This is a genomic window from Natronomonas sp., from assembly GCF_028274965.1.
Taxonomy (GTDB): domain Archaea; phylum Halobacteriota; class Halobacteria; order Halobacteriales; family Haloarculaceae; genus Natronomonas.
The window spans coordinates 15,355-34,738 of record NZ_JAQCNO010000039.1 but is presented as its reverse complement, the minus strand read 5'-3'; the positions used below and the strand labels follow the sequence as shown (position 1 = coordinate 34,738).

Below are 19,384 nucleotides of genomic sequence, written 5' to 3'. Positions count from 1 at the left end.
AACATCGGGTGGCAGGACAAAGACGCCTACGGCAACCAGCTGTCGAACCGCCAGCGGCGCAAGATGCAGCGGCTCCGCACCTGGAACGAGCGGTTCCGCACCCGCGACTCGAAAGAACGCAACCTCAAACAGGCCCTCGGCGAGATCGACCGCATGGCCTCCGCGTTGGGCCTCCCCGAAAACGTCCGGGAGACCGCCTCGGTCATCTATCGTCGTGCACTCGACGAGAACCTCCTGCCCGGCCGCTCGATCGAGGGCGTCTCTACCGCCGCCCTGTACGCCTCGGCGAAGCAGGCCGGGACCCCGCGCAGCCTCGACGAGGTCGCCGGCGTCTCGCGCGTCGAAAAGAGCGAAATCGCCCGCACCTACCGCTACGTCGTCCGCGAACTCGGCCTCGAGATCGGCCCGGCGGATCCGAAGAGCTACGTCCCCCGCTTCGCCAGCGAACTCGGCCTCTCCGAGGAGGCCGAGCGGCGCGCGCGACAGCTTCTCGACGGTGCTCGCGACGCCGGGATCCACTCCGGGAAATCGCCGGTCGGACTCGCGGCCGCCGCCGTCTACGCCGCCTCGCTTCTCACCAACGAGAAGGTGACCCAAAACGAGGTCTCGGCTGTTGCGGACATCTCCGAGGTCACCATCCGCAACCGATATCACGAACTCCTCGAGGCCGAACAGTCGTCCTGACGGCGGGAGGCGGGATTCCCCCTTATATTATTTAACCCTTCGGGCGCTGTTTCGGACGAAGCAATGTCACACATCGTACTCGCCGTCGACGAAGACGAGGAGCGCGCCCGACTGTCCGCCGAAGCGGTCGCGTCCCTGGAGTGGGACACGGACGCCCTCGAGGTCACCGTTCTGCACGTGTTCTCCGACAACCCCGAGGGGGCGGCGGTCAGCCAGGTCGGGTCGGCGAAGGCGGCCCGCGACGCCCTCGAGGACGCCGGGATCGACGTGGATCTCTCCGAGCGGAGCGGCGACGCCGCCGGACAGATCGTTCGGTTCGCCGAGAGCGAAGGCGCCGACGCCATCGCGATCGCCGGTCGGGGGCGGACGCCGGCCGGCAAGGCGGTGTTCGGAAGCGTCTCGCAGTCGGTGATGCTCGACAGCGACATCCCGGTGTTTTTCCTCCCGACCGGCGACGACTGACCGGCGTCGCCCGGGGCGGCCGCTCACACGAGCGATTCGATGTACCGACCCAGGTGGTCGTCCATCCGGTGTTTGAACCCGGCCTGGCGGGCCAACCGATCGAACTCGCGGGAGAGCAGGCTGCCGTACTGGAGCGCTTTTTTCTCGCGGGTTCGGATCTCCTCGGGGAGAAAGTCCGCGGCGCGGCGCAGCGCGACCTTCCGTTCGTCCCCGTCGACGAGCAGCGCCTCGGAAAGCGAGAGCGACGCCGCGACGACCCGGTCGGCGAGAAGCGGCGCGACCGGTTCGACGCCGGCCGCCCGGAGGGCGAGGACGTCGCGTTCGAGCTGTCCGGGCAGCGTCCCGATGACTTCCCGCGTCGCGCCCCGGACGGTCTCCGCGTCGACCCGTGGGTCGTCGGGGGCCTTCTGAACCTTCGCGTACCCGCCGAAGAGCTCGTCGGCGCCCTGACCGACGGCGAGGCGGTCGTGGCCGTCGGCGGCCGCGGCCTCGGCGACCAGATACAGCGACAGCGCGATCTGGACGTCCATCGGGTTCGATCGACCGGTCGCCTCGACGACCGTCGGGACGGCGCGCTCGATGTCGTCGTGGGCGAACTCAACGACCCGGAGGTCGCGGCCGAGCCGGTCGGCGGCCGTGCGGGCGGCCTCGATGTCGTGGCTGTCCGGGAACCCCCCGACGTACAGCGGCCCCTCAAGACGGGCGGCGAGGATCGAGGAGTCTACGCCGCCGGAAAAGGCGATCGGCGGCGCGCCCGCGACGGCGTCGACGGCCCCCGTCACGGCGTCTCGGACGTCCGACACCGCTCGTCGGTCGTCGCCGATCGGATCCGGCGACGGAAGCGACAGAACGCGGTCGTCGCCGCGGGCGGTGCGGACACAGCCGGCCGGTACCGGGTCGGGGGCGGCGAGATCCGTCGGATCGGCGCTCCAGACGCCCGGGTCCTCGGCCTCCGAAAAAAGCGGGTACCGCCCGAGGACGTCCCGGACGAGTCGGCCGTCGAGTTCGCCGGCGAAGCCGTCCGCGCCCGAAAGGGGCTCTCGCGCCCCGATGACGCGGCGGACGGTCTCGGGGTCGGCCCCGTTCATCGTCCCGGCAGCATCGACGCGAGCCGACGCTTGATCCCGCCGCCGAACTGCCGGACGCTTATGACCCAGGGCGTCCGCCTGCCGACGACGCTCGTTCGCCCGTCGACGACGGCGTCGAGGATCCCCTCGGCGCTCCGGTAGCGGGCGTCGACCTCGGTGACGGCCTGTCCGACCATCTCGGCGATGTGCGCGTCGCTTCCGGCCGTCATCGGCAGCCCGCGGGCCTCGGCGAACCCCTCGGCCTGTCGGTTCGACCGGCCGGTGAACAGCCGGGAGTTGTACACCTCGATCGCGTCGGCGGCGGCGAGTTGGTCGCGGCCGACGTGTGCGGCGACGCCGTGGCGGGAGGCCTGAAACGGGTGCGGGACGACCGCGATCCCGCCGAGTTCCCGGATGCGACCGAGCGTCTCGTCGTAGCTCAGCCCGGCCGGGACGAGCTCCTCGACCCCGAGCGCGAGGACGTGGCCCGCGGCGCTCGAAACCTCCATCCCAGGGATGCCGATGAGGCCGTACTCCTCGGCGGCGGCGGCGGCCCGCAGCGAGGCGTCGATCTCGTCGTGATCGGTGACGGCGAGGGCGTCGAGGCCGACCGCCTCGGCCTGCTCTAAGAGGAGTTCGATCGGGTCGCGGCCGTCGTAGGACAGTTCCGAGTGCGAGTGGAGCTCGACCGACAACACGCCCGACCGTTCGACACCGGTCTTAAAAAACGCCCCGGTCGGCGCGGTCGGGCGCGGCGCGGACCCACACGACCGTGCACATGGAAAGCGATTTATCCGGCCGAGGGCTGCACACGGACGCATGAGTCTCCCGCCGTCGGATCGCGAACTCGTCGTTGAGGAGCTCGGCCGTGAACCGACAGCCGCGGAGGAGGCGCTCTTCGAGAACCTCTGGAGCGAGCACTGCGCGTACCGGTCCTCGCGGCCGCTTCTCTCGGCGTTCGAGAGCGACGACGAGCGGGTCGTGGTCGGCCCCGGCGACGACGCCGCCGTGATCGCCCTGCCGGACCCGGAGACGGGCGAGAACGGCGAGACGTACGTGACGATGGGCATCGAGAGCCACAACCACCCCTCGTACGTCGACCCCTTCGACGGGGCGGCCACCGGCGTCGGCGGGATCGTCCGGGACACCCTCTCGATGGGCGCCTACCCGATCGCGCTGGCGGACAGCCTCTATTTCGGCGGGTTCGACCGCGAGCACTCGAAGTACCTCTTCGAGGGGGTCGTCGAGGGCATCTCGCACTACGGCAACTGCATCGGCGTGCCGACCGTCGCCGGGAGCGTCGGCTTTCACCCCGGCTACGAGGGAAACCCCCTCGTCAACGTGGCCTGCGTCGGGCTTGTGAACGAGGATCGGCTCCTCACGGCGGAGGCGAAATCGCCGGGCAACGAGCTCGTCCTCGTCGGCAACGCGACGGGACGGGACGGGCTCGGCGGGGCCTCCTTCGCCAGCGAGGACCTCGCCGACGACGCCGCAACCGAGGACCGTCCGGCCGTCCAGGTCGGCGATCCGTACGCCGAAAAGCGGCTGATCGAGGCCAACGAGGAGCTCGTCGAGGCGGGGCTGGCACGGTCGGCGCGGGACCTCGGAGCGGCCGGTCTCGGCGGCGCGTCGGCGGAGCTCGTCGCGAAAGGCGGGCTCGGCGCGCGGATCGAACTCGATCGGGTCCACCAGCGCGAGCCGAACATGAACGCCCTGGAGATACTCCTCGCCGAGTCCCAAGAGCGGATGTGTTATGAGGTGCGGCCGGAGGACGTCGATCGGGTCGCCGACATCGCCGCGAAGTACGACCTCGGCTGTTCGGCCATCGGGGAGGTGACGGATGGGAACTACGTCTGTACCTTCGAGGGCGAGGTCGTCGTCGATTGCGACGCCGGGTACCTCGCGGACGGCGCACCCATGAACGATCTCGACCACGTCGAGCCGGCGGCGCCCGAACGCGACCGCCCCAACCTCGACCTCGGGACGGCCTTCGAGGCCGTCGTCGCCTCGCCGAACACCGCCTCGAAGGCGTGGGTGTACCGGCAGTACGACCACGAGGTCGGCACGCGGACCGCGATGAAACCCGGCGACGACGCCGCGCTCGTGGCGATCAGGGAGGCCGGCGTCGGCCTCGCCGTCTCCTCGGGGGCCGAGCCGAACTGGACGGCCGCCGATCCCTACGAGGGGGCCCGCGCGATCGCCATCGAGAACGCGACGAACCTCGCGGCGAAGGGCGCAACGCCGCTCGCCGCGGTCGACTGTCTCAACGGCGGGAACCCCGAGGATCCGGAGGTCTACGGCGGGTTCCGCGCGATCGTCGACGGGCTGGCCCAGGCGTGTGCCGACCTCGGCGTCCCCGTCGTCGGCGGGAACGTCTCGCTGTACAACGACTCCGCGGCGGGGCCGATCCCGCCGACGCCGACGCTCGCCGTGGCGGGGACGAAACAGGGGTACGACGCCCCGAGCGCGGCGCTTTCCGGCGACGGCGAGTTGCTGTTGCTCGGCGAAACGGGCGGGGCCCTCGGCGGGTCGGAGCTGTTGGCCCGCTTCGGCGGCAGCGATCGGTTCCCGGAGACGCCGCAGGCGCCCGAGGCGAGGATCGAGGCGATCGCGGACGTCGCCTCCTTAGAGAGCACGCGGTCGACGCACGACGTGAGCCACGGCGGGCTGGCGGTGACGCTCGCCGAGATGGTCGGGGCGGCCGGGGCGGACGTGACGCTTCCGGGTGGGGATCCCTTGGGGGCGCTGTTTTCGGAAGCGGTCGGCCGCGTCGTCGTCGAGACGACCGAACCCGAGGCCGTCCGCGAGCGCTTTTCGTCGGTCGGCCCCGTCGGGACGCTCGGGACGGCGACCGGCGACGGACGGCTCGATATCACCGTCGGCGACGCGACGCTCGGGTACGCGGCAGAGGAGATCGCGTCGCTCCGGGACGTCATCGCCTCGACGTTGGAATAGCGTCGCCGAGGCGTACGAGCCGGCGTTTGAGCCCTTCGAGCGTCGGCGGCGTCTCCTCGAAGCGCGTCCCGATCGCGACGCTTATCCACGCCAACGCGATCCCGAACAGCACGTCGGTCCCCCAGTGGATTCCGAGGTACATCGTCGAGAGACAGACGCTCGCGGCGAGCACCGCGGCGATCGGGACCCAGGCCGCGTACTCGCGTCGCGTCGTCCAGGCGAGCAGCGCGGCCGTGACGGACATCGACGTGTGCAGCGACGGGAAGACGTTCGTCTCGTCGTTCACCGCGTCGGTGACGAACTGGTACTGGGCGTACTGGCTGTACAGCAGCTGGTCGACCTGCTCGATGAGCAGGTTCCGCGGGCCGTAGGCGATAAACAGCACGTAACAGAGCACGCCGATGAGGTAGTTCGCGCAGTACGCGACGATGGTCCGCCGCAGGGGTTCGGGCCGCGGAAGCGCGAAGTACGCGACGACCGGGAAGACGAGGAGGAACACGTAGCCGTAGACGTACACGGCCGCGAAGTACGCGGTGAGCTCCGGCGTCGCCATCGACTGGATCCAGACGACGAGCTGCGGCGTGTCGGTCGGGTACAGCGGCCAAAGCAACACGCCGTCGAGGCGTTCGAGGTAGGGCGTGATCCGGAGCCCGATCAGCTCCGACGCGTCCGGGCCGACGTCGCGGGCGATCTTGTTGGCGACAAGGACGAGACACAGGACCGCGGCGTATGGCGCGATCGAGCCGAGGCGCCGCCGGTACTCGCGTCGGGTCTCCGCGAGCCGGTCGCGGCCGACGATGGCCGCCGTCGATACGGCCACCGACAGCGCGACGACGGCGATCAGCCGCCCGACGACGACGGCGAGCGTCACGGCGCCGCCCTCGTGACCAGCTCCTCGCCCTCGTAGCGGTAGCCGGCCTCGCGGAACGTCTCCCGCGCCGCGTCGGCGTCGAGAGCCCCGTCGGTCCCCAGAAACGGGATCGTCGCCGCGCCGTTGAACTGGAGTCCGTCCGGGACCCACTTGCCCCTCAGCGGGGCCTGCGCCGGGGTGCCGTAGCCGCCGAGCGACTCCGCGACGATCGTCCGGCGATCGATGTGTCCGGCAACGGCCCGTCGGAAGTTCGGGTCCGTCGTCGGCGCCCGCCGGCAGTTGTACCCGACGTGGTAGAACCGGTCGCTCCGCCGGACCGTCAGCGAGACGTCGTCGCTGCGAACGATCCGGGAGACGACGCGGGCCTGTAACCCGTCGGCGCTCGCGTCCGCGTTGTCGTTGAGCAGCACCTCGACGGCGGTGTCGTCGGACGGCGCGACGGTGAACCGGACGGCGTCGAACGGCGGGTCGCCGGAGAACCGATCGGGGATGCCGTCTGTTTGCTCCTCATAGAGGAAGTGATCGGGGAACGTCTCCAGGGTGATCGACTCGTCTGCGACGGCGTCGGCGAGGCGGAACGGGCCGCTGCCGATCGCCGCCTCGTTCGCGTCGACGAGCGCTTCGGTCGTCTGGCCGACGACGTCGATGCCGGCGATCTCGGCGGGGTCGGCGCGCTCGCGCCAGACGTGCTCCGGCAGGATCGGGACCGAGAGCGCACGCTGGGCCACGGACCGGACGCCGGTCGCGAAGTCGAACTCGAGCAGGCGGTCGTTGTGGACGCGAACCGCATCGACGAGGGAGATCCGTCCGCGGCGCCACGGCGTCGGGACGGGCGTTTCGAAGCCGCCGAGAGAGGTGTCCCGGAGGAACTCGTAGCTGAACGCGACGTCGTGGGCGGTCAGGGGGGTGCCGTCGTGCCACGGCGTCTCGCGGACGCGGACGGACGCCGAGAGCGCCTCGCCGCCGTCCGTCCGCCCCCAGGTGATCGACTCCGCGAGCCAGTCGATCGGTTCCGGCGACCCACGGAGGGGGCGAACCAGCGGGTCGTACATCAGCCCGACGATCGAACCCCGGTTGCGGTGTTCGGCGGCGATGGGGTTTCGGTTCATGGTGACCCGTTCGTTCCGAAGCACCAACTCGAGGGTCGATCGGGAGCCGGTCCGGTCGAGTTTCGCGTAGTCCATCGGCTGGTCGAGGCCGCCGGCCGGCCACCCGCCAAAGCGGTCCGTCCTGGTGGCGCCGATGCGGTCCGGGAAGCAGACGACGGTGAACGGCTGCGCTCTGAGGACGTGCCGCTGGATCTCGTGGATCCGATCGATCCGCTCCGTGCCCTTGAGCGTCCGCTGATCGTCGAGGAGGTCGTCGAGGGCGAGATCGCTGAACCCGAAGGGGTTCTGCAACCCGGCCTCCTCGGCGTACGCGGAGTACAGCATCGAGCGAAGCTCGTCGGGGTCGCCCCGGCTCGGGTACCGGGAGACGTAGAGATCGAAGTCGTGGTTGATGAGCGTTTCGCGGAACAGCACGTCCGGGCGGATCGGGTCGACGAGCGTCGCGATCCCGGACCGCTCGAGGTTGTCGGCGAGGTGGGTGGCGATCCGGACCGCGTAGGGGTCCTCCGAGGCCGGCAGGGTCACGATCCGCAGCGACAGCTGTTCGGTGCGGTCCCGCCCGACGAGGTTTCTGGCCTCGCCGACGCAGCCGCTCGCGGCCGCGGTCGATCCCGCGAGCGCGGCGAGGAGCGCCCGGCGAGAGGGGGCGTGTCGGGAGGCCATCTTCCTAAAGACTGGTGGACCGATTTATATAAATCTCACCGTCGGCGCGGCCGACGCGTCGCCGTCGGCCGGTCACACCGGTCACACGAGCCCGAAAAGCGACGCGGCGACCGCCAGCGCCCACCCGCCGACGCCGACCGCCAGCAGCGCGGGGCGGTCCGGTCGCTCGACGGATCCGGCGGCGATCGAGCCGACGGCGAGCAGTACCGAGAGCCGGTGGAGGACGGTCTCGATCGGGATCGCTGAGACGCCCATCGCGGCGAAGTCGGCGACGATCGCCGCGCCCAACCCGAGGGCCGCGAGGCCGAACGCCCGGGTCCGGCCGCTTCCGCGGGCGAGCAGGTGTGCGGTCACCGGCACACCGACGACGAGGGCGACGTACAGCGGCACGGCGATGAGCGTCGGCGAAACGGACGGCAGGAGGCGCTCTGTGGCCACGCCGATCCACCGGACCGCGGTGTGGATCCCGAAGATCCCGCCGGCGAGCGCGATCTCGCGGCGGTGGGCGACGATCCGGGAGGCCACCCGCGGTAGGTCCGTCCGACCCACGACGAGCAGGGTCAAAAGGGCCGGAGCCGCGACGCCGTCGAAGTGCACGCCGGAGGCCCACCCGTCGCCGTCGAGGCGCTCGTTTCCGAACGGTATCCGAACGACGCGCTCGACGCCCGGATCGTCGAGGAACTCCCGTTCGAGATCGCGCTGGGGCTCGCTGACGCCGGTGACGGTGTGACGGAGCCGGAACCAATCCCAGTGTTCGCCGTGGATCTGGACGGCGGTCCACTCGCCGGCCGGGTCGCCGTACGCCCGAACGTGGCGCCGCTGGCCGAGGTACGTGCCGGCGTGTAGCTGGTAGGACTCCTCGACCCACCTGCCGCCGCCGTCCGCCCGGAGGTAGGTGTACCGCGTCGACCCCTCGGCGTCGCTCCACGAGAGGGTCTCGGGGATCGAGTCGGCGTCGGGGTCGATCCGGACGCGCTCGTGGGAGACGGTGGCGGCGTCGGCGTCCCCCTCGTGGACCTGCTCGTCTCTCCACTCGACGGCGGAGCGCTCGACCAGCGCGGTTCGGACGTCCGCCTGATCGGCGTAAAACACCATGTTGATTCCGAGTGTCCGGGTCTCGTAGCGCCTCTCGCTCGCGGTGTAGGGCCACAGGTCGGTGCCGCCCTCGGCCGGGGCGACGAGGGTCGGTTCCCGGGACTCGCCAGCGTCGGCCTCCGAGAGCGGCCCGGCGACGAGAACGGCGCCGCCGAGGCTCGCAAGGAGGACGACGGCGACACCCCACACCGCCGCGTCGCGTTCGGAGACACCGGCGGAATCGATCATCGTCCGGCAGATGGGACGCAGCGATGAAAGGGTTGTTGTCGGACGGGGTTCGCTCGGCGGCGACGAGTGCGAACCTCTATTCCGCACCGGGGAGAACCGCCGGTGCATGTCGATCGAGATCGGCCGCCGGCTCGTCCACGCGTCGGGAGCCCTCGTCCCCGGGGCGTACCTGCTCGACGGCCACGTGCTCGAAACCGGGACGGTCACGTGGCCGGTGGTGCAGGCGGTCGCCGTCGTCGGCCTGCTCGCGACCGTCGTCTTAGAGGCGGCGCGTTTGCACGGCGGTCTCGAGCACGCGATCTACGACAGGCTCACCCGCGAGTACGAACAGGAGACGGTCGCCGGCTACGCGCTGTACGCGCTCAGTGGGACGGTCACCGTCGTCGCGTTCGAGCCGCGTCTCGCCGTGCCGGCGGTGTTGATGCTCGCGGTGGGGGACCCGGTGAGCGGCGTGCTCGCAAGCGGCGGGCTCCGCCGGATCGCCCGGCCGCGGGTGCTCGCCGGGATGTTTCTCGTCAGCCTCGCGCTGGCGGTCCCGTTCGTCCCTCTCGGCGCCGCCGTTGCGGGCGCTCTCGCCGCGACGATCGCCGACGGCGTCAAGCCGGTCGTCGGGGGGTACGTCGTCGACGACAACCTCACGATCCCTCTCGCCGCCGCCGGGGCGATGTGGGTCGCCCTCGCCGCCTTCGGGTAGCGACCCGGATCGCCTGGGGGGATCAAGCCAGGATGAAAAGAGGGATCCCGAACGTCACGCCGAGTCCGACGAGCGCGACGAGCGCGCCGAGACCGGCCTGTTTTGCGGTGTAAGCGCTCTGTGGGGCGGTCGAGCGCTCTCCCGGTCCGGCCGGTCGGTCGTCGTCCTCGCCTTCGCCCTCGTGCTCGTGCTCGTGAGTTCCGCCGGTCATGTCGCGAGCTGCGTCGGCGCGACACTTTGCGTTGTCGTTTCGGCCGCCAGGGCGCCGACCGCGTCGCATTCGGGGCGGGCGCGGAGGCGGGGCGCGGCGACTACACGTGCGGTTTCGCCATCAGCGACGCGGCATCCTGTGCGTCGAGCCACTCACAGAGCCGCACCAGCTGATCGCTCGCGGCCTCGAACAGCTCCTCGCCTTTCGCCGCGGTCGCGTCGGTCTGATCGCCCAACACGCCGTTGTCGGTGTTGTCGATCGAGTCGTAGAAGGTCCGCGCCCCGTGTTTGTTCGCGTCCTCGAAGCTGAAGTCCGCCCAGCCGCCGTCCCTGGCGTCCTCGAGTCGGTCGTCGTGGACGAGCGATTCGGCGAGGTGCATGATCATCGCCGTCTCCTTGGGTCCCCCGTGGGGGCCGTTTCGCTCGAAGGACTCGTCGACGAGCTCGGGGATGCTGTCGTTCCACATCCACTCGATGGCGTACAGCACGCCGTCATCCCGGAGCCGTCGGCCGACCTCCCGGAGCGGTTCGACGTTCCCGCCGTGGGCGTTGACGAAGACGACGCGGTCGATCCCGTGGTACGCGAGGTTTTTTGTGAACGACTCGACGTAGTCGCGAAAGACGGGCGCGTCGACCCACATAGTCCCGTGAAACTGGCGGTGGTGCGGGCTGACGCCGACGTCGACCGTCGGGGTACAGAGGTAGCCGGTCCGGTCGGCGACCTCCCGGGCGAACCCCTCCGCGATCAGGTGATCGGTCGCAAGCGGGAGGTGCGGCCCGTGCTGTTCGGTCGAGCCGAGCGGGACCAACGCGAGCGATTCGTTCTCGAAGTACGCCTCGAGGTCGGGCCACGCTTCGTCGGCGAGGTACATGGGGGTCTCTCCGCGCGGCGACGGTTTCAATCTGTGCGTACCGCACCCCGGTCGCCGTCGCGTCATCGGGTTCGGCGTCCGGGGCGCGCCGCACTCGGTATCGGGCGGGCACAATGGATATGTCAGCGCGCCACGAACCGTCGCCGATGATCGGATCCCTACCGACGCCGCTGATACTCGGCGTCGCCGTCTCGCTCGTCGCCGTGCTCGCACTCGTCGGGGCGCTCCGTCGCCGCGGCTCGCGGCCCGACACCGAGGCCCAGCGGAAGCGCGATCACGCGCACGAACAGGCACAGCGCCGCCCGCCCGAGGAGGCCGCACAGAAGGGCGAAACGTACGAACTTGTCGTCAAGGAGACGCAGTACGACCGCGTTCCGCCGGAGATACGCGGGACAATAAACGGCCTCCAGACGTTCGTCCGCGAGGTGCCGGACCCCGACGGCCGGAGCGGACTCGAGGACGGCGAGACGATCCGGGTGCAGGTGACCGACTACGGGACCGAGGGGACGACCGCCCAGGCGCGGTTCCTCGAGCGGGCCTGAGACCGTGTGTCCTTTTGTGCTCGCCGACGGAGCGTCGGCATGGCGATCGACTTCGAGACGTTCACCCTCGCTGCTTCGACGGCCGAACTGGGCGAGGAGCCGGCCGCGCGCGCGGTCGCCGACTGCGTCGAGTTCCGGATGGATCTGGCCGAACGCCCGGCGGAGGCGCTGTCCGGATACGACGGCGAGTTACCGCTTCTCGTGACGAACCGCGCCGGGTGGGAGGGCGGGGCCGCGGGCGACGAGGGGCGTCTCGGCGTGCTCGGGGACGCGATCGAGCGCGACGCGGTCGGGGCCGTCGACGTCGAACTCGCGGCGCTGGACGGATCGAGAGGCGAGGCGGTCGCGGCGGCGGCGCGGGGGCTCGCCGAGGAGTCTCTCGAACGCGACGTGAGCGTCGTCGTCTCGCATCACGACTTCGAGGAGACCCCGCCGCGGGCGGAGCTAAAGCGGTCGCTGCGGCGGGCGGCGGCGCACGGAACGGTCGGGAAACTCGCCGTCACCGCCGAGGACGGGGCGGACGCGCTCGACGTGTTGGCGGTGACGCACGAACTGAGCGAGGCGGGCGTCGCCGTCGCCACGATGGCGATGGGCGAGGCGGGCAGTCACACCCGCGCGGTCGCGCCGGTGTACGGGTCGAAGATCGGGTACGCGCCGGTCGATCCGGCGGCGGCGACGGCCCCCGGGCAGTACGATCTCCGGACGCTTCGTCGCCTCACCGACGCGCTCACTTCTCGATGATCGACTCCTCGACGGCCTCGCCGAAATGCCGCGCGACGTCCTCGTAACGCAGGAGAATCTCGTCGCCGGCGGCGAGGTCGGTGACGGACGTCCGGCCCTCGGCGGTCGCAACCTTGATCGTCTCGGCGTTCTGCAACAGCGTCTCGACGCGGTCGCCGTTCTCCAGTTCCGCCTCGACCCGAAACATGGGCCGCTTCTCGATTTTCACCCGGCCGACGATCGCCTCGCGAGTGGTGCCCGCGGTGTCGACGACCTGCACCTCGTCGCCGGATTTCAGTTCGGCCAGGTACTTCGTTTCGCCGCCGGGCGTCCGGACGTACGCGTGGACCGCCCCGGCGTTGACCCGGAACGGCCTCGAGGCGACGTACGGCGAGTCCGCCGTCTCCGCGTGGACAAAAAACAGCCCCCGGCTCATCGAGCCGACCAACATCCCCTCGTCGTGATCGAGCATCGAGGCGGTGTCGACGCAGACGCGGTCGGCCGAGCCGGCCTCCTCGATCGCCGTCACGGTCGCGTACGCCAACTCGAGCTGTTCGCGTTGGGTCTCGTCTCTGGCCTCGACGGTCCCGCGTATCTCGTCGGGGTCGTCCGTATCGAGGAGCACGGCGTCGGCGCCGATTTCCAGGGTCTCGAAGGCCGTCTTGGCTTCGGCGGCGCTCCGGACGCCGGCGACCAGATCGGTCTCCTCGCCGATGCGGGCGATGAGGTTCTCGAGGGGGATGATCTGCCAGTCGTCGCCGACGACGATCGTGTATTCGGCGTCGGCCGCGGCCGCCTCCGCGAAGGACTCGTACTCCGAGCCGAGGATGCGCACGTACGCGCCGCCCGGGGCGTCGCTTCGCCGCAGCGTCGTCAGATCGGCCGACCCCGAGAGGTCCGAGGGGAGATCGACGGTGCCGTCGCCCTCGCCGTGCTTGCCGACGACGACGGCGTCTGGATCGCCCCCCTCCTCGGCCTCGGCGTCCATCACGTGGACGTCGTCGCCGGCGAAGGCGGCGACGTTGACGCGGCCGAGTTCCCGGACGCGATCGACGTCGCGCCGGTCGACGAGCACCCAGTCGACGCCGGCCTCGAGGCCGGCGGTGATGCGGCGCTTTCTCGCCTGCCAGTCGCCGACCTCGTCGTCGGCCTTCAACCACACGGAGCGTGTCATACGCCTTGGATCGGAGGGCCCGCTATTGAACGTGGCGGGACGGAGCGACGGCCCGAAAACGCGGGCGGCAGGGCGTATCACCGGCGGCGACCGGAGCGAGCGCGTCGGCGGGGCCGACACGGAGCTTTATTTTCCGCGCCCTCCGAGTCGGCGGTATGACGTGGCACGTCACGATGCCGACCGAGAGTTACGAGCGCGCCCGGGAGGCGTTCAGTTGGGACCTCCCGGCCGACTACAACGCGGCGCACGACATGGTCGGCAAGCACGACGCCCCCGACCGGACCGCGCTGTATCAGGCGTACCCGGACGGCCGCCGCGAGGAGTACACGTTCGCCGACCTCGATCGTCTCTCCGATCGCCTCGCAAGCGCGTTGGCGAGCCGCGGGATCGGCGAGGGCGACCGCATCGGCGTCGTGTTGCCGCAGGTGCCCGCGAACCCGTTGACGCACCTGGCCTGCTGGAAACTCGGCGCGATATCGATGCCGCTGTCGGTGCTTTTCGGCCCGGACGGGCTCGGATACCGTCTGAAGGACAGCGGCGCCGCGGCGGTCGTCACCGACAGCGACAACTACGAGACGGTCGCCGAGATACGGGCGGAGTGTCCGGCCCTCGAGACGGTCCTCGAGGTCGACTGGGAAGGGCGGGGACACCACGCCGGAACGACGGCCTTCGGGCCGGCCGTAGAGGCGACCGAGGCCGGCTTCGAGGCGGTCGAGACGGGGCCGGACACGCCCGGGATCATCATGTACACGAGCGGGTCGACCGGCCCGCCGAAGGGCGCGTTACACACCCAGTCGATCTGGGTCGGCCACTGTCCGGCCTTCCGGATGTACTTCGAGTTGGACGTCTCGGAGGCGGTCTGTTGGACGCCGGCCGACTGGGCGTGGATCGGCGCGCTGGGCGATCTGCTCTTTCCGGCGTGGCACTACGGTCGGCCCGTGGTCGGCTATCCGATGGCGGGGTTCGACGCCGAGACGGCCCTCGAGATCATGGCCGAGTTCGACGTCACGTCGACGTTTCTCCCGCCGACGGCGATCCGAATGCTGATGAGCGCCGACGTCGGGGACCACGACCTCGCGGTGGAGGCGATCTGTTCGGGCGGCGAGCCGCTGACCTCGGAGATCCTCGAGTGGGCCGAAACCGAACTGGACGGCGTCGCCGTCAACGAGATCTACGGGCAGACCGAGGCGAACATGCTCGTCTGTAACTGCCAGTCGTGGTTCCCCGCCCAGGCCGGGAGCATGGGGAAGCCGGTCCCCGGCCACGAGGTCGCCGTCATCGACGGGGAGACGGGCCGGGAGTGCGACCCCGGGGAGATCGGCGAGATCGCGGTCGAACGCGAGGGGAACCCGGTCGTCTTCGAGGAGTACTGGAACGAGCCCGAAAAGACCGCGGCGGTCCGGGTCGGCGGGTACCACCGCACCGGCGACCTCGGCGAGCGCGACGAGGAGGGGTACGTCTGGTTCAAATCGCGCGACGACGACCTCATCATCACGAGCGGCTACCGGGTCGGCCCCGGCGAGGTCGAGGACGCGATCCTCGAGCACCCGGACGTCGAACAGGCCGGCGTCGTCGGGATCCCCGACGAGATGCGCGGGGAGATCATCAAGGCGTTCTGTCAGCCGGTCGAGTCGGCGACCGCCGACGGAGACCTCCGCGAGTCGGTCCGGTCGCTCGTCAAGTCGAACCTCGCAAAACACGAGTACCCCAGAGAGATCGAGTTCGTCGAGAGCCTCCCGACGACGACGACGGGGAAGATCCGGCGGACGGAGCTCCGCGAGCGCGAAACGTAGCCGCGGGGTCGGCGTCGGAGCCGGCGGCTCGACGCTGTGATCGAACGCATAGAAATGCGGTGTAGTGCTCGGGATCGCCCGCGGCGAGCCCGGTGTGGAGGGGTGCCCGCCTCAGTCCCGAACGACGTTCGTCGCGCGGGGGCCCTTGGGGGCGTCCTCTATTTCGAAGTCGATTTCCGTTCCTTCCTCGAGATCCGGGCCGCCAACGTCCTCCATGTGGAAGAACACGTCCTCGTCGGAGTCCTCAGTCGAAATGAAACCGTAACCGCCAGTGTCGTTGAAGAAGTCAACCTTACCGTTTGCCATTGCAAATACGCGTACGCCGACGACGGGTATAACGCTTCCGAGGGCCGCGGTACCACGGCGCGGCGGAATCGTATCGGTCGGGATCGGCGCTCAGGCGTCGATCTCGGCCCGTTCGAACGCCTTCGAGGCCGAGAGGCCCTCGTGGACGACGAGCGACACCGCCCGGGCCATCCCCTCCGGGTCGTCGTGTTGGAACAGCGTCCGGCCCATCGAGACGCCGGCGCCGCCGCCGTCCATGGCCCCCCGGACCATCCGCAGCGTTTCGCGGTCGCCGTCGGGCGATCCGCCGGCGATGAGCACCGGACGGCTCGTCGACTCACAGACGTGCTCGAAGCTCGCCGCGTCGCCGCTGTACCCGGTCTTTATCAGGTCCGCGCCGAGTTCCTCGCCGAGGCGGACGGCGTGGCCGAGCGCCTCGGGGTCGTCGCCCTCGACGTCCGGACCGCGGGCGTACGCCATCGCGAGCACGGGCAGCCCGTACTCGGCCGCCTGGTCGGTGAGCCGACCGAGTTCCTCGATCTGCTCGCGCTCGTGCTCGGAGCCGACGTTGATGTGAAACGAGACGGCGTCCGCGCCCGCCCGGAGGGCGGCCTCGACGGAGCCCGTCGTCCGCTTGTCGTTCGAGTCGGGGCCGATGACCGTCGAGCCGTTGAGGTGTGCGACGTATCCGGCCCCGTTCTTGTTGCCGTGGACCCGGTGTGCGACGCCCTTCTGTGTCAACACCGCGTCCGCGCCCCCGCGGGTGACGGCGTCGATCGTCGATTCGATGTCCTTGAGACCCTTGACGGCCCCGAGCGTGAGGCCGTGGTCCATCGGGACGATCACGTAGCGGTCGTCGGTGCCGATCCGTCGCAGGCGCGCGTCGATCCCTGGCGTCATGATGTGTGTGGGTGTGTGTGAGGTTCCGTCATGTTCCTTCCGGTCGTGGCGTGCGTTTCGCGCCGGCGACCGCCCCCGCTTTCAGCTCCCGCGAGAGCGATTCGAGCTCCGCGGCGACCGCCTCGGCGGGCTCGTCGTTCTCGTGGCCGCGCGCGACGATGTCGACCAGCGCGGAGCCGACGATGACGCCGTCGGCGCCCGCCGCGACGACGGCTTCGGCGTGCTCGCCCGTCGAGATGCCGAACCCGACCGCCTTCGGCACGTCGTACCCCTCGAGCCGTTCGAGGGTCCCCTCGGTGCTGTCCGAGAGGTCGTCTCGCGCGCCCGTCACACCGAGACGCGCCTGGACGTAGACGTACCCCGAGACGCGCTCCATCATCCGGTGGAGGCGGTCGCCGGCCGTCGTCGGCGCGACGATGAACACTAGATCGAGGCCGAGTTCGTCGCAGTACCCCCGGAGGAGGTCGGCCTCCTCGGCCGGCAGATCCGGGACGACGAGCCCCTCGATCCCGGCCGCCGCCGCCCGCTCGACGAACGGGCGGACCGGCTCCGAGCCCGCGGGGCCGAACTGGTAGATCAGGTTGTAGTACGTCATGCACACGAGCGGCACCTCGACGTCGAGGGCGTCGACGAACTCGAAGAAGCGCTCGGGCGTCATGCCGGCCTCGAGGGAGCGGACGACCGCCTGCTGGATCGTCGGCCCCTCGGCGATGGGCTCCGAGAAGGGGAGCCCGAGTTCGATCACGTCGGCGCCCCCGGCCGCGAGCGCCTCGACGTATTCCAGCGAGGACTCGAAGTCGGGGTCGCCGGCGGCGAGATACGGGACGAACGCCGGCTCGTCGAAGGCCGCCTCAAGCGTCGAACCGGAGGCGTCCGGGCCGTCGGCGTCGGCGCGTTCGCTCCCGTCCGTCCCGCGGGGATCGGCGCTCGCGGCGGACTCGGTCCGCTCGCCGTCGCGGCTCACCCTTCGAACACCTCCATCGTCGGCGCGTTCTCGAGGGTCCGTTTTTCCGTCTCCTCGATTGCGGCCTCGAGGTCCTTATCGCCGCGCCCGGAGACGTTGACGACGACCGTCTCGGGGAGATCGACGGCGCCGTCGCCGTCGGGTCCGGCGACCGATTCGAGAAAGCCGAAGGCGTGGGCCGTCTCCAGGGCGGGGATGATGCCCTCGGCCTGCGAGAGCCGGTGGAAGGCCTCGAGGGCCAACTCGTCGTCGACGGCGACGGGCGTCACCCGCCCCTCGTCGACGAGGTGTGAGAGCTGCGGGCCGACGCCGGAGTAGTCGAGCCCCGAGGAGACGCTGTGGGACTCCATGATCTGGCCGTGGCCGTCCTGGAGCAGCTTCGTCCGCGCCCCGTGGAGGACGCCCTCCTCGCCGGTCGAGAGCGACGCCGAGTGCGGTGCGACGCCCGCCTCCTCGTCGACCGTGAGCGAGGAACCACCGGCCTCGGCGGCGTACAGCCGAACGTCGTCGTCCTCGAGGAAGTCGGCGAACGCGCCCATCGTGTTCGAGCCGCCGCCGGCGCAGGCGACGACCGCGCCGGGGAGCCCGCCGAGCTTCTCGCGGGACTGCTCGCGGATCTCCTCGGAGATGATCGCGTGGAAGTCCCGGACCATCGCGGGAAACGGAGCCGGACCGACGATCGAACCGATCACGTAGTGCGTCGTCTCGACGGTCCTCGCCCAATCGCGCATCGTCTCGCTGATGGCCTCCTTGAGCGTCCCGCGACCGACGTCGACCGGCGTCACCTCGGCCCCGTTGATTCGCATCCGGAAGACGTTCGGCCGCTGGCGGTTGATGTCGCGTCGGCCCATGTAGATCTCACACGGCATGTCGAGGTGGGCCGCCGCCATCGCCGTCGCGGTCCCGTGTTGGCCCGCGCCCGTCTCGGCGATGATCCGCTCTTTGCCCATGTACTTCGCCAGGAGGACCTGTCCGAGCGCGTTGTTGAGTTTGTGCGCGCCGCCGTGCAGGAGGTCCTCGCGCTTGAGATAAACGTCGACGCCGTAGCGCGCCGAGAGCTGTTCGGCGTACTGAAGCGGCGTCGGGCGGCCGCCGAAATCGCGGATGCGCTCGTAGAACTCGTCCATGAAGCCGTCCTCGTTGTTCAGGACGTACCGCCGGTAGGCCTCGGTCAGTTCCTCGATCGCGGGCATCAGTGCCTCGGGAACGTACTGTCCGCCGTACTCGCCGAATTTGGTGTCTGGTTGGGACATGGGTCACTCCTCCGTCGAACCGCCGGTGAGTCGCGCCGCGTTCGCCCGGACGTCGCCGTCCATGATCGCCGACCCGACGAGCAGGCCGTCGGCACCCGCCCGGCGCATCCGCGAGACGTCTTCGGGCGTCGATACGCCGCTTTCAGCTATCAGGGTGACGCTTTCGCGGGTCGTTGCCGGAACCGACCCGGCGACCCGCTCGAACGTCCCGAGGTCGACCTCAAGGGCCGCCAGGTCGCGGTTGTTCACGCCGACGATGTCCGCGCCCGCCTCTAAGGCCGTCCGCAGTTCGGCCTCGGTGTGGACCTCGACGAGCACCTGAAACCCCCGGTCGCGGGCCGCCTCGACCAGCCCCGCGAGGTCCTCGACGAACCGGGCGATGAGCAGAACGACGTCCGCGGCCACGACGTCGAGGTGGGCCTCACGGAGCAGGAAGTCCTTCCGGAGCACCGGGACGTCGACGGCCTCCCGGACCGCTTCGAGGGCGTCCGGCGACCCGCCGAAGTGCGTCGGCTCCGTCAGCACGGACAGCGCCGCTGCGCCGCCCTCGACCATCCCGCGGGCCAGGGCCGCGGGGTCGTCGGTTCGCTCGCCCTCGGTCGTCGGGCTCGTCGGTTTGATCTCCGCGACGATCGGGACGCGGCCGTCGGCCTCGGCGGCCGCGAGGGCCTCTGGCAGCGACCGCGGCGTCACCGACAGCGGCTCCGAGCCGCCGGTTCGGTCCTCGGCCGCTTCGAGTATCGACGCGACGGCCGGCGCGATCCCGTCCGTGGTGTTCATTACTGTACATTAACGCACGCATTTGAACATAAGGGTTGCGTCTCAGGGGCGCAACGCCCACTC

20 protein-coding genes are annotated in these 19,384 nt (G+C 70.4%); 7 read left to right on the top strand and 13 right to left on the bottom strand.

Annotation, left to right across the window (positions count from 1 at the left end; all coding sequences use genetic code 11):
- Together Q0916_RS05400 and Q0916_RS05395 are read left to right on the top strand one after the other, a co-directional pair.
- On the top strand, positions 1-684 hold a 684-nt coding region (locus Q0916_RS05400), incomplete at its 5' end, for a transcription initiation factor IIB (protein WP_299235418.1).
- Positions 685-747: 63 nt separating this feature from the next.
- Positions 748-1,146 carry a universal stress protein gene (locus Q0916_RS05395; RefSeq protein WP_299235416.1) on the top strand — a complete coding sequence of 133 codons (399 nt, stop codon included), beginning with the start codon at positions 748-750 and terminating at the stop codon, positions 1,144-1,146.
- 23 nt (positions 1,147-1,169) lie between these two features.
- Here the strand turns inward: Q0916_RS05395 and Q0916_RS05390 are convergent, their stop codons facing one another.
- Positions 1,170-2,234, bottom strand: coding sequence for an asparagine synthase C-terminal domain-containing protein (locus tag Q0916_RS05390; protein ID WP_299235413.1), 1,065 nt, complete (start codon positions 2,232-2,234; stop codon positions 1,170-1,172).
- Complete coding sequence (locus Q0916_RS05385) at positions 2,231-2,911, bottom strand: PHP domain-containing protein (protein WP_299235410.1); 681 nt, start codon at positions 2,909-2,911, stop codon at positions 2,231-2,233. The genes Q0916_RS05390 and Q0916_RS05385 overlap by 4 nt, the downstream gene beginning before the upstream one ends.
- A 121-nt stretch (positions 2,912-3,032) precedes the next feature.
- Here Q0916_RS05385 and purL point away from each other — a divergent pair, with 121 nt between their 5' ends.
- Entirely contained in the window at positions 3,033-5,168 is a 2,136-nt protein-coding gene (purL, locus tag Q0916_RS05380) for a phosphoribosylformylglycinamidine synthase subunit PurL (protein WP_299235407.1), read from the top strand.
- Here purL and Q0916_RS05375 read toward each other — a convergent pair.
- From Q0916_RS05375 to Q0916_RS05365, 3 genes are all read right to left on the bottom strand, one after another.
- Positions 5,146-6,039, bottom strand: coding sequence for a phosphatase PAP2 family protein (locus tag Q0916_RS05375; RefSeq protein ID WP_299235405.1), 894 nt, complete (start codon positions 6,037-6,039; stop codon positions 5,146-5,148). The genes purL and Q0916_RS05375 overlap by 23 nt on opposite strands.
- On the bottom strand, positions 6,036-7,811 hold the full coding sequence (locus Q0916_RS05370; RefSeq protein ID WP_299235402.1) for an ABC transporter substrate-binding protein: 1,776 nt from the start codon (positions 7,809-7,811) through the stop codon (positions 6,036-6,038). The genes Q0916_RS05375 and Q0916_RS05370 overlap by 4 nt, the downstream gene beginning before the upstream one ends.
- Positions 7,812-7,892: 81 nt before the next feature.
- Entirely contained in the window at positions 7,893-9,134 is a 1,242-nt protein-coding gene (locus Q0916_RS05365; protein ID WP_299235399.1) for a hypothetical protein, read from the bottom strand.
- A gap of 106 nt (positions 9,135-9,240) precedes the next feature.
- On the opposite strand from Q0916_RS05365, the gene Q0916_RS05360 reads away from it, so the two are divergent.
- Positions 9,241-9,828, top strand: a complete 588-nt coding sequence (locus tag Q0916_RS05360) for a dolichol kinase (protein ID WP_299235396.1) — start codon at positions 9,241-9,243, stop codon at positions 9,826-9,828.
- A 22-nt stretch (positions 9,829-9,850) separates the two neighbouring features.
- Here Q0916_RS05360 and Q0916_RS05355 read toward each other — a convergent pair whose 3' ends face one another.
- On the bottom strand, positions 9,851-10,039 hold the full coding sequence (locus Q0916_RS05355) for a DUF7550 family protein (protein ID WP_299235393.1): 189 nt from the start codon (positions 10,037-10,039) through the stop codon (positions 9,851-9,853).
- A 100-nt stretch (positions 10,040-10,139) separates the two neighbouring features.
- The gene (locus tag Q0916_RS05350) at positions 10,140-10,910 is read right to left on the bottom strand and encodes a creatininase family protein (RefSeq protein WP_299235390.1); all 771 of its coding nucleotides are present in this window, start codon (positions 10,908-10,910) and stop codon (positions 10,140-10,142) included.
- A 146-nt stretch (positions 10,911-11,056) separates the two neighbouring features.
- On the opposite strand from Q0916_RS05350, the gene Q0916_RS05345 reads away from it, so the two are divergent.
- The gene (locus tag Q0916_RS05345; protein WP_299235387.1) at positions 11,057-11,452 is read left to right on the top strand and encodes a hypothetical protein; all 396 of its coding nucleotides are present in this window, start codon (positions 11,057-11,059) and stop codon (positions 11,450-11,452) included.
- A gap of 39 nt (positions 11,453-11,491) precedes the next feature.
- Positions 11,492-12,193 carry a type I 3-dehydroquinate dehydratase gene (locus Q0916_RS05340; protein WP_349254509.1) on the top strand — a complete coding sequence of 234 codons (702 nt, stop codon included), beginning with the start codon at positions 11,492-11,494 and terminating at the stop codon, positions 12,191-12,193.
- Here Q0916_RS05340 and Q0916_RS05335 read toward each other — a convergent pair.
- Positions 12,180-13,346 carry a 3-dehydroquinate synthase II gene (locus Q0916_RS05335; RefSeq protein WP_299235384.1) on the bottom strand — a complete coding sequence of 389 codons (1,167 nt, stop codon included), beginning with the start codon at positions 13,344-13,346 and terminating at the stop codon, positions 12,180-12,182. The genes Q0916_RS05340 and Q0916_RS05335 overlap by 14 nt on opposite strands.
- A gap of 155 nt (positions 13,347-13,501) precedes the next feature.
- On the opposite strand from Q0916_RS05335, the gene Q0916_RS05330 reads away from it, so the two are divergent.
- On the top strand, positions 13,502-15,139 hold the full coding sequence (locus tag Q0916_RS05330) for an acyl-CoA synthetase (RefSeq protein ID WP_299235382.1): 1,638 nt from the start codon (positions 13,502-13,504) through the stop codon (positions 15,137-15,139).
- A 111-nt stretch (positions 15,140-15,250) separates the two neighbouring features.
- On the opposite strand, the gene Q0916_RS05325 is transcribed toward Q0916_RS05330, so the two are convergent.
- The 5 genes from Q0916_RS05325 to trpC form a co-directional block, all read right to left on the bottom strand.
- The gene (locus Q0916_RS05325; RefSeq protein ID WP_299235379.1) at positions 15,251-15,445 is read right to left on the bottom strand and encodes a cold-shock protein; all 195 of its coding nucleotides are present in this window, start codon (positions 15,443-15,445) and stop codon (positions 15,251-15,253) included.
- Positions 15,446-15,535: 90 nt separating this feature from the next.
- Complete coding sequence (locus tag Q0916_RS05320) at positions 15,536-16,324, bottom strand: 2-amino-3,7-dideoxy-D-threo-hept-6-ulosonate synthase (RefSeq protein WP_299235377.1); 789 nt, start codon at positions 16,322-16,324, stop codon at positions 15,536-15,538.
- 28 nt (positions 16,325-16,352) lie between these two features.
- Positions 16,353-17,288 (bottom strand): tryptophan synthase subunit alpha, encoded by a 936-nt coding sequence (gene trpA / locus Q0916_RS05315; protein ID WP_299235375.1) that lies wholly within the window; start codon positions 17,286-17,288, stop codon positions 16,353-16,355.
- Entirely contained in the window at positions 17,285-18,541 is a 1,257-nt protein-coding gene (gene trpB / locus Q0916_RS05310; protein ID WP_299235373.1) for a tryptophan synthase subunit beta, read from the bottom strand. The genes trpA and trpB overlap by 4 nt, the downstream gene beginning before the upstream one ends.
- 3 nt (positions 18,542-18,544) lie before the next feature.
- Positions 18,545-19,321, bottom strand: coding sequence for an indole-3-glycerol phosphate synthase (gene trpC / locus Q0916_RS05305; RefSeq protein ID WP_299235371.1), 777 nt, complete (start codon positions 19,319-19,321; stop codon positions 18,545-18,547).
- Positions 19,322-19,384: the final 63 nt, after the last annotated feature.